General features: G+C 67.0%; 15 protein-coding genes. 8 read left to right on the top strand and 7 right to left on the bottom strand.

Features of this window, described 5'->3' with window-relative positions; translation table 11 throughout:
• Positions 1 to 576 precede the first annotated feature (576 nt).
• The gene (locus D7316_RS09710; RefSeq protein WP_124708105.1) at positions 577 to 2,163 is read left to right on the top strand and encodes an HNH endonuclease signature motif containing protein; all 1,587 of its coding nucleotides are present in this window, start codon (positions 577 to 579) and stop codon (positions 2,161 to 2,163) included.
• A 126-nt stretch (positions 2,164 to 2,289) separates the two neighbouring features.
• Here D7316_RS09710 and D7316_RS09705 read toward each other — a convergent pair whose 3' ends face one another.
• On the bottom strand, positions 2,290 to 2,964 hold the full coding sequence (locus tag D7316_RS09705; RefSeq protein ID WP_124708104.1) for a TetR/AcrR family transcriptional regulator: 675 nt from the start codon (positions 2,962 to 2,964) through the stop codon (positions 2,290 to 2,292).
• A gap of 98 nt (positions 2,965 to 3,062) precedes the next feature.
• Here D7316_RS09705 and D7316_RS09700 point away from each other — a divergent pair, with 98 nt between their 5' ends.
• The 3 genes from D7316_RS09700 to D7316_RS09690 all read left to right on the top strand — a co-directional run bounded on the left by D7316_RS09700 (position 3,063) and on the right by D7316_RS09690 (position 5,744).
• Positions 3,063 to 3,458, top strand: a complete 396-nt coding sequence (locus tag D7316_RS09700) for a (R)-mandelonitrile lyase (protein WP_124708103.1) — start codon at positions 3,063 to 3,065, stop codon at positions 3,456 to 3,458.
• 17 nt (positions 3,459 to 3,475) lie between these two features.
• On the top strand, positions 3,476 to 4,330 hold the full coding sequence (locus D7316_RS09695) for an aldo/keto reductase (RefSeq protein WP_124708102.1): 855 nt from the start codon (positions 3,476 to 3,478) through the stop codon (positions 4,328 to 4,330).
• 127 nt (positions 4,331 to 4,457) lie between these two features.
• Positions 4,458 to 5,744, top strand: coding sequence for a M23 family metallopeptidase (locus tag D7316_RS09690; protein WP_124708101.1), 1,287 nt, complete (start codon positions 4,458 to 4,460; stop codon positions 5,742 to 5,744).
• 6 nt (positions 5,745 to 5,750) lie between these two features.
• On the opposite strand, the gene D7316_RS09685 is transcribed toward D7316_RS09690, so the two are convergent.
• Positions 5,751 to 5,999, bottom strand: a complete 249-nt coding sequence (locus tag D7316_RS09685; protein ID WP_124708100.1) for a DUF2530 domain-containing protein — start codon at positions 5,997 to 5,999, stop codon at positions 5,751 to 5,753.
• Positions 6,000 to 6,021: 22 nt separating this feature from the next.
• Between D7316_RS09685 and D7316_RS09680 the strand changes: the two genes are divergently transcribed.
• Both D7316_RS09680 and D7316_RS09675 read left to right on the top strand, forming a co-directional pair.
• A complete protein-coding gene (locus D7316_RS09680; protein WP_124708099.1) occupies positions 6,022 to 7,617 on the top strand; it encodes an NCS2 family permease in 1,596 nt (531 codons plus the stop codon).
• Between the two features lie 203 nt (positions 7,618 to 7,820).
• Positions 7,821 to 8,273, top strand: a complete 453-nt coding sequence (locus D7316_RS09675) for a MarR family transcriptional regulator (protein ID WP_124711232.1) — start codon at positions 7,821 to 7,823, stop codon at positions 8,271 to 8,273.
• On the opposite strand, the gene D7316_RS09670 is transcribed toward D7316_RS09675, so the two are convergent.
• On the bottom strand, positions 8,270 to 9,514 hold the full coding sequence (locus tag D7316_RS09670) for a GNAT family N-acetyltransferase (protein ID WP_124708098.1): 1,245 nt from the start codon (positions 9,512 to 9,514) through the stop codon (positions 8,270 to 8,272). The two genes, D7316_RS09675 and D7316_RS09670, sit on opposite strands and share 4 nt — an antisense overlap.
• A gap of 80 nt (positions 9,515 to 9,594) precedes the next feature.
• On the opposite strand from D7316_RS09670, the gene D7316_RS09665 reads away from it, so the two are divergent.
• Entirely contained in the window at positions 9,595 to 10,440 is an 846-nt protein-coding gene (locus D7316_RS09665) for a TrmH family RNA methyltransferase (RefSeq protein ID WP_408610071.1), read from the top strand.
• On the top strand, positions 10,437 to 10,775 hold the full coding sequence (locus tag D7316_RS09660; RefSeq protein ID WP_124708096.1) for a DUF2537 domain-containing protein: 339 nt from the start codon (positions 10,437 to 10,439) through the stop codon (positions 10,773 to 10,775). The genes D7316_RS09665 and D7316_RS09660 overlap by 4 nt, the downstream gene beginning before the upstream one ends.
• Positions 10,776 to 10,777: 2 nt before the next feature.
• Here the strand turns inward: D7316_RS09660 and D7316_RS09655 are convergent, their stop codons facing one another.
• The 4 genes from D7316_RS09655 to D7316_RS27100 all read right to left on the bottom strand — a co-directional run bounded on the left by D7316_RS09655 (position 10,778) and on the right by D7316_RS27100 (position 14,513).
• Positions 10,778 to 11,566 carry a DUF6928 family protein gene (locus D7316_RS09655; protein WP_124708095.1) on the bottom strand — a complete coding sequence of 263 codons (789 nt, stop codon included), beginning with the start codon at positions 11,564 to 11,566 and terminating at the stop codon, positions 10,778 to 10,780.
• A 9-nt stretch (positions 11,567 to 11,575) separates the two neighbouring features.
• Complete coding sequence (gene sepH, locus D7316_RS09650; RefSeq protein WP_124708094.1) at positions 11,576 to 12,571, bottom strand: septation protein SepH; 996 nt, start codon at positions 12,569 to 12,571, stop codon at positions 11,576 to 11,578.
• A 195-nt stretch (positions 12,572 to 12,766) separates the two neighbouring features.
• On the bottom strand, positions 12,767 to 13,912 hold the full coding sequence (gene serC, locus D7316_RS09645) for a phosphoserine transaminase (protein WP_124708093.1): 1,146 nt from the start codon (positions 13,910 to 13,912) through the stop codon (positions 12,767 to 12,769).
• A 10-nt stretch (positions 13,913 to 13,922) separates the two neighbouring features.
• Positions 13,923 to 14,513: a hypothetical protein gene (locus D7316_RS27100; protein ID WP_164473756.1), complete on the bottom strand. Its 591-nt coding sequence runs from the start codon at positions 14,511 to 14,513 to the stop codon at positions 13,923 to 13,925.
• Between the last annotated feature and the right edge of the window lie 58 nt (positions 14,514 to 14,571).

Below are 14,571 nucleotides of genomic sequence, written 5' to 3'. Positions count from 1 at the left end.
GATGTGACTCAAGAAGCAAACATTCTGTCGTCCTTGCGGATTCTAACTGCGGATTCTCGGCGACACATTGCGGCGGATTGACTCCGTCGAAAGCAGGAGGCTGCGACAGATCCGACTGGATCCAACGGCGCGAGAATTGCTTTCACACACCGCCGCCGCGAGTGGCGACCGCGTCGCGGCCCGCCAAGCCGGCCTCGCGGAAGATGCGTGCTCGACCTCGGGCGGCGGGTCCGCGGCTCGAGCACCGCGGCTCGAGCACCGCGGCGGGCGCGTCGTTCCTCGCGTGTTTACGCAACGTGTAGAACGATTTTCGGGAGATGCCATGCTCGACGCAGAACGTCGAGACCGCTCCGCGCGGCGCGTCGTCAGGCCACTGAGAGATCGCCAGCCGAACTACAGGGTTAACAGCCCCCGGCCGAGCATCGATGCAGAAGTGTCACCACCAAGACTACCCACACTGTCACCGATGTCTTGATACATAACTGTCACCGATGTCCTGAGAGATAACAGTTGCGAGTGCCGCCTGAATGCCCTATAGTCGAACATACATTCGAAGCAAACTCATTGGGGGTGAGTATGGCCGAGCCGACCACAGGTGCCGATGGCGTGGGTGAGTCCTTGTCGGAGGTTCCTGCGCTGCTCACCGAACTGCACTCGCTGCTGGATCGGCTCGGCGAGGCGGATCTGGCTCGTTGCAGCGATGCCGAACTGATTGACGTGGCGCAAGCGACGGAGCGGGCGATCAATCGGATGACGTTTCAGGGCAACCGTCAGGTCCTGGATCTCTCTGATCGGGATGTGCCCCGGGCGATGGGATTTCGGTCCCTGGCCAATTTCATGAACGCCCACCTGCGGATCTCTGATCCCGGACGCCGCAGAGCGCAACTCGCCGCCACCGGCCGGTTCCGGCAGCTCAACGGGCAGACCGGCGACCCGCAGTATTCGACCTTGGCAGTGGCGTTCGCCGCCGGTGCGGTGGGTGCGGCGCACGTGCACAAGACGATCGAGATTCTCGACGCCTTGCCTCATCGCCTGCCGCACGACCGGAAGGTCGCTGCCGAGGTCACCATGGGGGAGCTGGCCGCCACACACACGCCCGCCGAGATCGGCGAACTCGGCCAACGTCTGCTGGCCCATCTGGATCCGGACGGCGAGTTGACCGACGACGCCGATCGTCAACGGCACCGCAACCTGTGGCTGAATCGGCAGAATGCGCAACAGATGTCGAAACTGACCGGACATCTGGACCCGGAAACCCGCGCCCTGGTGGAGATGCTGCAGGCTGTGTGGGCCCAACCCGGCATGAACAATCCCGCGGATCCGCAGTCACCACGTGGGTCGATCGAGGACGCCGACCCCGACCAGCTGTCCGCGGCGGTCGAACGTGACCGCCGGACACCGGCTCAACGCAATCATGATGCATTGGCCGCACTGCTGCGTGCGGTGTTCACCGACGGGTTGCTCGGTAAGTCCCACCGCGGCCTGCCGGTGCAGTTGATCGTCAAGGCCGACCTCAACGACCTCAAGCGTGAGGCCGGGTTGGCCACCACCGCAACAGGTTCGCTGCTGCCGATTGCCGATGTCATCCGCCTGGCCGCCGACGCCCAACAGTATTTGGCTGTCTTCGCCGACCACACCGCGGTGCCGCTGTATCTGGGCAAGGCCAAACGGCTGGCGTCGCAAGGACAACGGTTGGCATCATTTGCCCGCCCGGACGGGGAGGTGTGCTCAGCGCCCGGCTGCGATCAGCCCGCCACTCAGGTGGAGATGCATCACGCCGCACTGGACTTCGCCGAGGGCGGGCTCACCGACATCGTCGATCTGGCCCCTGCCTGCCCGAAACATAACCGGATGGTCGGGCATCGGGTCGGGCAGTTCACGACAGGCGTCTACCGTGACGGTCTCCACGCCGGCCGCACCTGGTGGCGGCGCAACAGCCAACCCGACGCACCGCCGAACCCCGAACAGATCAATCGCCGCCCCGACATCGCACAGCTCTATGGCCGGCACCTCGACCAGACACGCGCACGCATCCATCCACCCGGAACGAAGGCCGAACCGCCACCCGGCCGCAATACGCTGCAGCTCACCGAGACGATCCCACCACCCATCTCGGTAGTCGAAGCACGCCTGGCGCTGCTCGTCCTCGCCGGCACGCCTTGACGCACCGGGTAGCCGGGGACGGCCCGAGAATCGAGGCCGGCGCCAACTCGGTCATCGAGCTGTCGGTAGAGGAGTCGATGTTGGGTATCTGTTCGCTCGCCCGGTGATCGCGCCGCGCAAGCAGACTCACACGCCGCGGCGCGATGTGGAACGGCGCCGGACCGTCATTGCACGATGCGTCGACACCGAGCTGAGCGCAGCCGCCGGTAGCGGCGTGAATCCCCGGTCGTCACTTCGAATTCCGTCGAGAAAAAAGGTGAGGTATCGCTCGTAGACTTCGGGGGCGACATCGCGGGTGCTGTCCATGATCGGCGCCATCGCCGACTGCATGAACGTGACATCGGTCGGTTCGAAATCGCCACGGACGACCCCCGCATCCTTGGCCCGATGCACGAGCTCGACGATCAGGGGGGCGATCCGGACGCGGACATCGGCGATGCGGTCATCGCCGAGAGTCGGGTCGTCGAGGATCTGATGGAGGCCGCGATCGCCGAACTGCATCTGCAGTGCGCGACGGAGGTAGTCGGTCAGTGCCTTCCACGGGTCGGGTTCGGCCAGTGCTTCACGTGCCACCGCCTCGACCGCCTGCAGTCGTTCTTCGAAGAGGGTGTCGATGATCTCTTCCTTGTTGGCGAAACGTCGGTACGCGGTGCCCACGCCGACTCCGGCATGGTGCGCGATGTCGTTGAGTGTGACGCCGAGTCCCTTCTCGGCGAACAATTCTCGAGCCGCGTCCAGCAGCCTTTCGCGGTTGACTGACGCGTCCTTGCGTAACGGACGTGCTGGTTGTGCCTTGGCCATGTTCTCACTCTACCGGCTAAGCGGATTGACGATATCCGCTTATGTGATTACGCTGGGTAAGCGGATACGGGATATCCGTTCAGCTTGAGGAGGTTGGCATGAAGTTCACCCAGAGTGGAGGACGGACCGCGCCCGGACCGGGCGAGTGGTTCACCGGCACCGTGCAGATCGACGGCATCCGAAACCCGGACGACCAGTCGGCCATCGGTTGCGCCCATGTGCGCTTCTCGCCGGGGGCGCGCACCGCGTGGCATCACCATCCGAAGGGGCAGACCCTGTACGTCACCGACGGCATCGGACTCGTCGCCACGCGCGGGGGTGGCGTCCAGGAGATCCGACCCGGCGACGTTGTCTACATCGAACCCGGCGAGGAGCACTGGCACGGTGCCACCGCCGACCGCTTCATGGCCCATGTCGCCATGCAGGAGGCCGATGAGAGTGGTGACGTCGTCACCTGGCTCCACCACGTCACCGACGCTGAGTACCAGGCTTGAGTGGAAGGCAGAGCACCATGATTCTCGATGAGACCCACACACTGTCCAACGACGTCTGGATCCCGAAGCTGGGCCTGGGCACCTGGTTCATCGACGACGACAAGGCCGCGCGTGCCGTCGCTGAGGCGATCGACGTCGGATACCGCAACATCGACACCGCGCAGGCTTACGGCAACGAGCGAGGTGTCGGCGAGGGCGTGCGCACGAGCGGTGTGGCCCGAGACAAGTTGTTCGTGTCGACCAAACTGGCCGCCGAGATCAAGAACTACCAGGAGGCGACCGCGGCCATCGACGAGTCGCTGCGCACGATGGGCATGGACCACCTCGATCTCATGTTGATCCTCAGCCCGCAGCCGTGGGCCGACTGGCGCGGCGGCGACTACGCCGATGGCAACCGCGAGGCGTGGCGCGCGCTGGAGGACGCATACCAGGCAGGAAAGCTCCGCTCGATCGGTGTTTCCAACTTCGAGCAGAACGACCTCGACAACATCCTCGCGACGAGCACTGTTGCGCCGCATGTGAATCAGATCCTCGTACACGCCGGCAACACCCCGACCGATCTCATCGACTACTGCGCCGGCCGTAATATCCTCGTCGAGGCCTACTCGCCGATCGGGCACGGAGAGGTGCTCAAGAATCCGGAGATCGCGGCGATGGCCGAACGCTACGGCGTGAGCGTTCCGCAACTCTGCATCCGCTACACGCTGCAGCTGGGCACGGTGTCGCTACCGAAGACCGTCAACCCCGACCACATGCGCAACAACGCCGACGTCGAGTTCACGATCTGCGACGGCGACATGGACACGCTGCGCGGCATGCGGATCGAGGACTACGGCGAGGCCGGCGCATTCCCGGTGTTCAGCGGAAAGTGAGATCGGCAGCGGTCATGTGACGGCGATCAGCGGCAGGCCGGAATCCCCGGTCTCCGCATTTCGCCCTCCGACCCGACCCCCCGATGGAAGAATCACCACCGGTTCGGGGCCTGGATCAGGAGACCGCATGATCGCATCCGTCGCCACCGGAATCCGTCGCCATCGGAATCGTCGCCATCGGAATCGTCGCCGCGGCATCGTGGCCGCCACCCTCGGCTGTGTCGCGGTACTGACCGTCGCCGGCTGTTCGTCGGACACCTCGTCGAGCGGGTCTTCCACCGCCGCCTCGTCGAGTGTCGCCGGGCCGACGCCGGCGGTCGCCGACGTCATCACGCCGGTGACCGCCACCGCCATCGACGACCCGATGGCCGTCGTCGGGTCCGACGGCAAGACCCACCTCGCCTATGAACTGTTGCTGATCAACGTGACCCCGGATCCGGTCGGCGTCCGTTCACTGGAGGTCAGCGCGTCGGGGCAGTCGCTACTCACTCTGGAGGGTGCCGCCCTGACCGCGCTCACGCGACGGGGCAGCGGAGCGCCCGGACTCGACCTCGCCGGCGGCGAGTATGCCCGGCTCACCCTGGACGTGGTGCTACCCGACGGGGCACCGACGCCGGCGTCGCTGTCGAACACGCTGACCGTCGCGCCGTCGAAGCCGCAACCGCCGCTGATCCCGGCGGTGATCGCCGAGCCCATCACGGTGACCGTCGACCAGCAGGAGGCGGTGGTCGTCGACACGCCGCTGTACGGCGACGGCTGGCTGAACGGGGACGGCTGCTGTGGCACCAGCGCGCACCGTATGGCCGCCAACCCGATCAACGGAAGATTCTGGCTCGCAGAACGATTCGCGATCGACTGGGTGCAACTCGATGAGGCGGGCAAGTTGTACGTCGGCGACCCGACGAAGCTCTCGTCCTATCCGTACTACGGCGCCGACATCCACTCGGTCGCCGACAGCACCGTCGTCGGGGTCGTCGACGGACTTCCCGACCAGATTCCCGGCAAGAGTCCGACCGGCCTGCCGCTCGATCAGTACGGCGGCAACCATGTGGTGGCGAAGGTCGCCGACGGCGTCTACGTGTTCTACGCCCACCTCGAGCCGGGCAGCGTGAAGGTCGAGGTAGGGGACACGCTGACGCCCGGGCAGGTCATCGGCAGACTTGGCAACAGCGGCAACTCCGACGCCCCACATCTCCATTTCCATGCGATGAACGGCCCGGACCCGTTGCGGGCGTCCGGGATTCCGTACGAGTACAAGCAGTTCACGGTCGCGCATCGGTTGCAGTCGGAGGCTCAGCTCGAGCCGTTGCTCACCACCGGCGGGCCACCGGAGTATGCATCGGAACCGGTCGGCAAGCAGGTCACCGACGCCATGCCGATGGACCTCGACGTGGTGGACTTCCCGTCGAAGTGACCGGGCTCAGTCGAGTCCCTCCTGCGCCGTCCGATCGCCGCGCCGCGACGCGGCCCGCTGCACGAGGAAGATCGTCGTACCGAGTACCCCGACGGCCAGTCCCACGAGGCAGACCTGGACCGCACGGTCGCCACCCCATCCCGTCACCCACACCACCACGGTCGCGACGAGCCACGCGACCATCCCGGTGATGATGACGGGCTCGGGGGCCCGCAGAGCACGCGGGAGTTCGGGGATGTCGGATGCATCGGGCATGGCATCAGAGTAACTTTCGACTGTGCCCACCGATCCGTCGAGCGAGCCCACGAAATCGTCGATCGAGTCCACGGAGTCGTCGACGGCGCCCACCCCGTCATCGAGCGAGACGCCGCCACCGTCAGACCCCCCGACCGCAAGCGGAAACACGCCGACGACAACCGGACCTGCAACGGCCGAGCCCACCGGCGCACTCGACCGCTTCTTCAAGATCAGTCAGCGCGGCTCGACGCTGAGCAGGGAGATCCGCGGCGGTCTCGTCACCTTCTTCACGATGGCCTACATCGTGGTGCTGAACCCGATCATCATCGGCGGTATCCCCGGCGGGGAGAAGAACGCCGACGTGCTCGGCAACGTGCTGCCCCTCGCCCAGGTCGCCGCGGTCACGGCGCTCGTCGCGGGTGTCATGTCGATCATCTTCGGACTGGTCGCCAACTACCCGTTCGCGATCGCCGCGGGCCTCGGCATCAACAGTCTGCTCGCAGTGACGATCGCACCGCAGATGACCTGGCCGGAGGCCATGGGTCTTGTCGTGATCGACGGCATCATCATCGTGTTGCTTGCGGTGACCGGATTCCGCACCGCCGTCTTCAACGCGGTCCCGGCCGAGCTGAAGGCGGCCATCGCAGCCGGTATCGGTGCGTTCATCGCCTTCATCGGTTTCGTCGACGCCGGCTTCGTACGACGCATCCCCGACGCCGCCGGCACGACGGTCCCGGTGCAGCTCGGCTTCGACAACTCGATCACCACCGTCCCCACTCTGATCTTTGCGCTCGGCGTCCTGCTGATGGGCGTCCTGGTGGTCCGCAAGGTGCCCGGCGGTCTTTTGATCGGCATCGTGATCACCTCGATCGTGTCGATCATTCTGGAGGCGACTCTCGACCTGGGGTCAAGCGTCAGTAATCCGAACGGGTGGAATTTGTCGGTCCCCGAACTGCCGGACGGGTTGGGTGGGCTGCCCGATCTGAGTCTGGTCGGCGACGTCGACCTGTTCGGCGCCTTCACCCGGATCGGGGTGCTCGCGGCCTCGGTTCTCGTGTTCACTCTCGTGCTGTCGAACTTCTTCGACGCCATGGGCACGATGACCGGTCTCGGCAAGGAAGGTGGCCTGAGTGACGCCCAGGGGAACCTCCCGGGGATCGGCCGGGCGCTGGTCGTCGAGGGCTCCGGCGCCATCGCCGGTGGTGTCGCGTCGTCGTCGTCCAACACCGTCTTCGTCGAGTCCGCCTCGGGTATCGCCGAGGGGGCGCGGACCGGTCTGGCTAACATCGTGACGGGCGTGTTCTTCCTGGTGGCGATGTTTTTGACACCGCTCTACGAGGTGATCCCGCTGGAGGCAGTAGCACCGGCGCTCGTGGTGGTGGGGGCCCTGATGATCGGGCAGGTGTCGTCGATCGACTTCACCAAATTCTCGTACGCACTGCCGGCATTCCTGACCATCGTCACGATGCCGTTCACCTATTCGATCGCCAACGGTATCGGCGTCGGGTTCATCAGTTGGGTGGTGATGGCGACCGCCGCGGGCAAGGCCCGGACGGTCCATCCGCTGCTCTGGATCGTCGCCGCGGTGTTCGTCGCCTACTTTGCGCGCGCGCCGATCTCCGACCTCATCGGGTGATCCAAAGTCCACACCAGTGAAGCCGAACGTGATCGATTGCAATAGAAGTTGCCGACGCAAATAATGCTATTGCATTGCAGGATCGCAGAAGTGAATTACCCTTAGCAACGGGAACTCTGTGGTCTCAGATTTGGCTCGCTCGGACAGGACATCGCGACATGACAATCTCGCACATCGCACTCACGGACGTCGCACTCGCGGACATGCCGCGCACGGATACCACGCTGTCGGGGGAACTCGCACTGGCCGTGGTCCGTCTGGCGAGGCGATTGCGCGGTCGGCGGGTGAGCAAGGTGGTCTCCCTGACGCAATTGTCCGCCATGTCCACCCTGCATCATGAAGGACCGATGACCCCGGGTGCCCTTGCGCTGGCCGAACGTGTCCAACCGCCGTCGATGACCCGCGTCATCGCATCCCTGTCGGATCTCGGCATGGTCCGGCGTGAGCCGCATCCGACCGACGGGCGGCAGGCGATCGTCACGCTCGCCGAGCGCGGCAGCGAGGTGATCACCGCGGAGCTCGATGCGCGGGAGGAATGGCTCAGCGCGCGCATCGAGGAACTGACACCCGAGGAGCGGGCCACGCTGTCAGCGGTCGTGCCGATCATCAAGAAGATCATCACCGGAGACGACGATCGCGGAGTGAACAGCCATTAGAAGAAGGTGCCCGCGAAGGGTGCCCGATCGGTGGTGAAGGCGCGGTCGAGGGCCGCGAGCGTCTCCGCGGAATCGGTCCACAGCCGATCGGCGGCCGCGAACGTGCGGGCGGGTGTACCCCCGAGGAACAACGCGCTCAGCACGGAGATGTCCAGGCGGACGGTCGGGGTTGCGGCACTCGGCGCGACGATCGCGCCGCCGTTGCGGATCGACACGTCGAAGACCCCGCCACGTCCACGGAAGTCATCGCCGACCTCGAGCACCATGTCGAGATCCGCGCCATAGTGGCGGGCGCCCAGTGCCCGCGGGACGTCGAGAATCCGTAGCCACATCTTGTCGCTCACACCGGTGACCGACACGGCCCGGTGGTTGGTGAGCTTGGCCGGCAGCGGGTCGTCGACCGGGATCGCCGCGGTCACCGTCGGCAACAGGTCGAGCCCGACGAGTACCCGCCACAGATCGGTGTGGGCGTCATCGGTGATCGCGACGACCTCGGTGATGTCGCCACGGGCCGGCTCGCCGGACTGGTCGATCCGATACGCGGCATACCCGTCCTCGTGCACGAGATAGTGCAGGCCGCTGCTGTGACTCGGCCGCTGCGACGGGCGGTCGGCCAGGATCGGATCCCACCACGACGCCGGCCGGGCCAGGGCGCCGGGGCGGGTGGCCGTCCACCGCTGGTGAAGCTCGGGGATCCGCTGCGCTACGTCGTCGGCGCCGGCGTAGTTGACCGGCGATGACGTGCGATCTGCCCGATGTCGCATCTTGGCCGCCGACAGGTCGACGGACACCTCCTGCGCGAAGCAGGTGGGTCCGAACCCGAATCGCTCGTAGATCGTCGCCTCGCTCGCCGTGAGGATGGCGAAGACCTGGTCCTCGGCCTCCCACTGGTCGAAGAGTTCGGTGATCATCGTCCGGAGGATGCCGCGCCGCCGATGGGTGGCGGCCACGGAGACCCAGGACAGGCCGGCCGCGGGCTGCGGCGAGCCACCCGGGACGGTCATCGTCATCCGGTAGAACATGGAGACCCCGACGAGTGGTTCTCCGACGAGACCGTCCGGGTCGCGCACCAGGACGACGTCGGCGTCGTCGACCTTGCCTCGCAGGTCGGCCTGTTCGGCCGCCGACAGCGGGTTGGTCATCAGGAATGCGCGAGCGTCGGTCGCGAAGATCTCGTCCCAGTCGGCATCGGTGGCCCTGGCCACGGTGAGGTCTGACGGGGTGGCCTGCGAATCACTCACCCGTCCACGGTTTCACATCCGCCAGCACCGCCGGTGACCAGCCCCGGATTACGGGTTGGCAGACTGTCGAGGTGGCCAGCATGCGCGTCGACGTGATCGACATCGACGATCCCGGCGATCCCCGGGTCGACGACTTCCGTGACCTGAATTCCGTCGACCGGCGCCCCGACGTTCCCGCGCTGCCCGGCGGGCGCGTCGGCAAAGGCCTGGTGATCGCCGAAGGTGTGCTGGTCGTGCAGCGCATGATCGCCTCCCGCTTCACCCCGCATGCATTCCTGGGTGTCGACAAACGTCTCCGCGAACTGGCCGATGACCTGATGGACCCGTCGATCCAGGGGGCGCCGTTCTTCCGGGCATCCGCCGAGGTCATGGCCGAGATCGTCGGATTCCACCTCAATCGTGGTGTCCTGGGCGCGGCCCGACGGCCGTCGGTGCTGTCGGTCGCGGAGGTCATCGACCACGCGCGGACCATCGCGATCCTCGAGGGGGTCAACGACCACGAGAACATCGGCAGCATCTTCCGCAACGCGGCCGGCCTCGGGGTGGATGCGGTGCTGTTCGGCGCGGGATGCGCCGACCCGCTGTACCGGCGATGTGTGCGGGTGTCGATGGGGCACGCGCTGTTGGTCCCGTCCGCCCGGTTCGACAACTGGCCATGGGATCTGGCCTTGCTGCGCGACAACGACTTCCGCCTCGTATCTCTCACCCCCGGGCCTGGTTCGGTGCCGCTGGCGCAGGCCGTCGACGCGGCGAAGGTCGCCTTTCTGGTCGGTGCGGAGGGGCCGGGCCTGTCGGAGACGGCGATGCGCGCCAGTGATGTGCGTGCCCGGATCCCGATGAGCCGGGGTACCGATTCGCTCAACGTCGCGACTGCCGCGGCGATCGCGTTCTATGAGCGGGTCCGATCGGGCACGATGGACGCATGATCACCGGGGGCCGAGGCGCAGGGCGACAACTGTTCCCGCGCGCCACCGACGACGACCGGGCGGTCGCCGAGCCGACGCCGTGGGTCCTCGGGCTCCTGGTGACAGTGTGTTTCGCCGTGTTCACGACCTGCCTGCTGGTGGGGGTCTACGAACTCATCGGGGGAGTGGTGCGCTGGCTCGGTGTGGCGGCGGTGCTCGTCGTCGCCGTCGGGCTCGGCTGGACGCTGTGGGATCTCCGCGACCGCCCTGTCTGGCGATGGATCGTGTGGGGCAGCATCATCGGGCTCCTCGCCGGCCTGGGATCGTCGATCGCGCTGCTGGCGCTCGGTCGGTGACGTCAGCCGAAGCCGAAGTAGCGGGCGATCCGTCCGCGTCGGCGCACCGGGGAGGGCTCGGCGTCGACCGGATTCGGCGCGGCGCTCCCGGCGCCCGGCGTGCCGACGTTCTTGCTGTGCTGGTATCGTGCCCAATCCGCTTCCGCCGGTATGTAATCGGCGGGATGGATGGCGAAAGCGGTGACGGGTATCCGAGCCGGATCGAGGTCGTTCTCGCCGAACGGCCGGGTGAAGCGGAATCCGAGCCACGCCCGGTTCGACTCTTCGGCCAGTTCCTGAGGATGGAACGGCAGCGCGAGAGGTTCGGCGGGGATGCCGGGCGCGTAGCGCAGCGGATGTTCGCCGCCCCAGAACGGTCGCTCCAGCGGAAACGGCAGACCGTTGTCCTCGAGGATGGTCACCGGATCGGCCGCGAACGACCGTCGTAGTTCCCCGTTCTCCCAGCGGGCGAACGCGCCGACGGAGGTCTCGGGGTCGGTGTAGAGCAGGGTTGCCGCGGCGCTCTGCCGGATCGACGCGATGGTGCGGGTCAGCGTCGACGGCTGGTTCGCCGCGAACAGCGAACACGTGATCACGGCCAGGCGCCCGTACCACCCGGCGTACACGTGCGGATCCTGTGCGGCCGCAGCGGTCGCGAGGTCGGTGTCGACGATGGGCACCAGCACCCGGTCGCCGTAGATCGCCTCGGCCAACTTCTGTGCTGCGACAACGTCGTTGGCCGGAGTGGACCCCAGCAGTGCGACGGGATCGTCGCTGTCGATGAACCAGAGGCTGACTGCGCGTGCCGACACGTCGACAGACTAGCTGTTGCCGTTGCTACGGACGCCGAGCAGGACGTCTTCCCATGCGGGGACGGCCGGCTTCCGGGACCGACGTCGGGGCTTGGGAGACGGTGCGGCGGACCGCTCGTCGGCATCCTCACCCGAAGCGGTGGTGGTCGACGGTGTCGCTTCCTCGCCCGCCTCGGGCGTCGGATCGTCGCTCGGCTCGGTCCACGCGGACTCGTCCGCCGATCCGAAATCGATCGCGACGGTGCCGTGTTCGTCGTGGCTCGGCGGCAATGCACCACTTCGTGTGCGTTGCGCGGTGATGAGCCGATCGGCGTCGACGGTGACCTCTTCGTGGCCGTCGACGGCCCGCCCGGTGACCGGGGCGGGTTCGGTCTGCGGCGCGAGATCAGGCGTGGCCACCGGCGTCAGCCGTCGCCGGGGCGCGATGGTCTCCGGGTGGGTCAACTCGTCGGCGAGGTCGTCGAGCGGAGTTGCGGTGCCGCCGTGGGAGCCGGGCTGGAATCGCCAGTGTGCGTGGTTGTCGGTCCGACCGACCTGCCACCCGATCTGGACCACCCAGTGGCCGTCGTCGCCCTTCCACGCGTCCCACTCGACGTCCTGCTGGTTGTGTCCCATGGCGGTGAGAGCCTCGGACACCACCTCACCGAGGGTCGACACGGAGGGGCCGTCCTCACGGATCGGGTGGGCCAGCGACGCCAGCTCGGTGGCACGGGTGCGCTCGAGCAGGACCGGGTGTGCGAATCGTTCGATCTTGTCGACCGGGACCCCGGCCGCTGCCGCGACTTCTGCCACGCTCGCGCCGGCCCGGATGCGGGCCTGGATCTCTCGTGGTCGTAGTGAGCTTTCCATTTCGATCTCGATCTGCCCCAATCGTGAGATGTCACCCCGGGCCGCCGCGCGCAGGCGCTCGTCGGCCGCAATCCGGTACTTCTCACCCGACTCGGGATCACGACAGATGACATGAGAGCCGTCGGCCTCGACGCCGACGACGCGAAGTTCACGCATCTGCTCCTCCTCCAGTGACCACGAGTGCGGGCATTGGGGTCAGGTTAGACCAAGCGCATGCCGCAAAGCCGCGGGACACGCGGCAAAACCGCAGATCAGCAAGGTTGTTGCCCGAGCGACCACAGGGTCGGATGTGGCCCCTGGGACCAGGCTACCCGCGCCCTCTTCGTCGGGCGCCGGGGTGGGTTCTCCGCCTCAGAGCTTCTCGACGACGAAGTCGATGCACTGGGTCAGCTTGGTGACATCATCCGGGTCGATCGCCGGGAACATGCCGACGCGCAGCTGATTACGGCCCAGCTTGCGGTATGGCTCGGTGTCGACGACACCGTTGGCGCGCAGGGTCTTGGCAACCGCGGCGGCGTCCACATCGTCGTCGAAGTCGATGGTGCCGACGACCTGGCTGCGCTGTGAGGGATCGGCGACGAACGGGGTCGCGAACTCGCTGGCGTCGGCCCACTGGTACAGCCGGGAGCTGCTGTCCGCGGTCCGCGAGACACACCAGTCCAGGCCGCCCTGGCCGAGCATCCACTGGATCTGGTTGTCGAGCAGCAGCAGCGACGCGACGGCCGGGGTGTTGTAGGTCTGGTTCTTGCTGCTGTTGTCCACGGCGGTGGGCAGCGACAGGAACTCGGGGCACCAGCGGTCGGTCTCGGCGATCTGGGAGACGCGCTCCAGGGCGCGCGGGCTCATCAGCGCGATCCAGAGCCCTCCGTCGGAGGCGAAGCATTTCTGCGGGGCGAAGTAATAGACGTCGGAATCGGCGACGTTCACGGCGAGGCCGCCGGCACCCGACGTCGCATCGATGGCGACGAGTGCGTCATCCGAACCGGCCGGACGGGTCACCGGCACGGCGACACCGGTCGAGGTCTCGTTGTGCGCCCAGCCGATGAGGTCGATGCCACCGAAGTCGTCGGAGGTCAGCGCGGCCGGATCGGGTGCGGTGCCCGGATCGGTGGAGATCACGGCGGGCGAGTCGAGGAAGGGTGCCTTCTTGGCCACGGTCGCGAACTTCGACGAGAACTCGCCATAGGTCAGGTGCAGTGAACGCTGCTTGATCAGGCCGAACGCGGCAGCGTCCCAGAACGCGGTGGTGCCGCCGTTGGAGATGACCACCTCGTAGCCCTCGGGCAGCGCGAACAGTTCGGACAGGCCGGCGCGGATGGAACCCACGACATTCTTGACCGGCGCCTGACGGTGGCTGGTGCCGAACACCGACGCCCCGGTGTCGACCAGCGACTGCAACTGCTCGGGTCGCACCTTGGACGGACCGCAACCGAAGCGGCCGTCCGACGGCAGGAGGTCGGCGGGAATCGTGATCGGTGCGGTGGCGGTGTCACTCATGTGGGCAATTCTAAGGTTGTGGCCTCTGCCACCTTGGTCGTGGCCCCTCGTCGGGCCGCCCGGCCGCGACGAGCCCGGCCTGCCAGCCCGGTGCCCGACTGCCCGGCGGCGCCCCGGCCGCGTCCACATCGTGGCCGCTGCGGGCCAGCAGCCAGGCGATCACGGAGTTGGAGTTCCACATGTCGCCGGCGCCCATCTCGTCGCGGCCCCAGGTGTGGGCGGGCACCTCGGGCGCGAGCGCGATGAGACGAGCGGTGCGAGTGGGATCGGTCGGGATCACTCGATGGGCGACGGCCTGCGCGAGATCCGGGATGGTGCCACCGGGTCGGCAACGGACCTCATAGCCGAACAGGGGGCTGCGTCCCAGCCATGCGAGACCGACCGCTCCGCGGACGACGACGCCCGGGCCGGCGGAGCCTGTGCCCCAGGCCGGCGCCTGCTCGATGCTCCAGAGTTGCCCGGCGTGCTCGACCGTGAGGGCGGCGTGCACGAGCGGCGCGGAGGGTCGGTGGTCGCGGCGGGCGCAGATCGCCTCATAGGCGCGGCCGCAGCACGGGACGACCCGGCTCCCGGCACCGAGAGGGATCCAGTGGACCTTCACGGCTCCATCGCATCAGAAGCTCGCCGTTGTCGCGTGAGTCGACAGTCTCTTGACCTCG

The organism is Gordonia insulae (genome assembly GCF_003855095.1).
Taxonomy (GTDB): Bacteria; Actinomycetota; Actinomycetes; order Mycobacteriales; family Mycobacteriaceae; genus Gordonia; species Gordonia insulae.
This window is presented reverse-complemented; position numbering and strand designations above follow the sequence as displayed.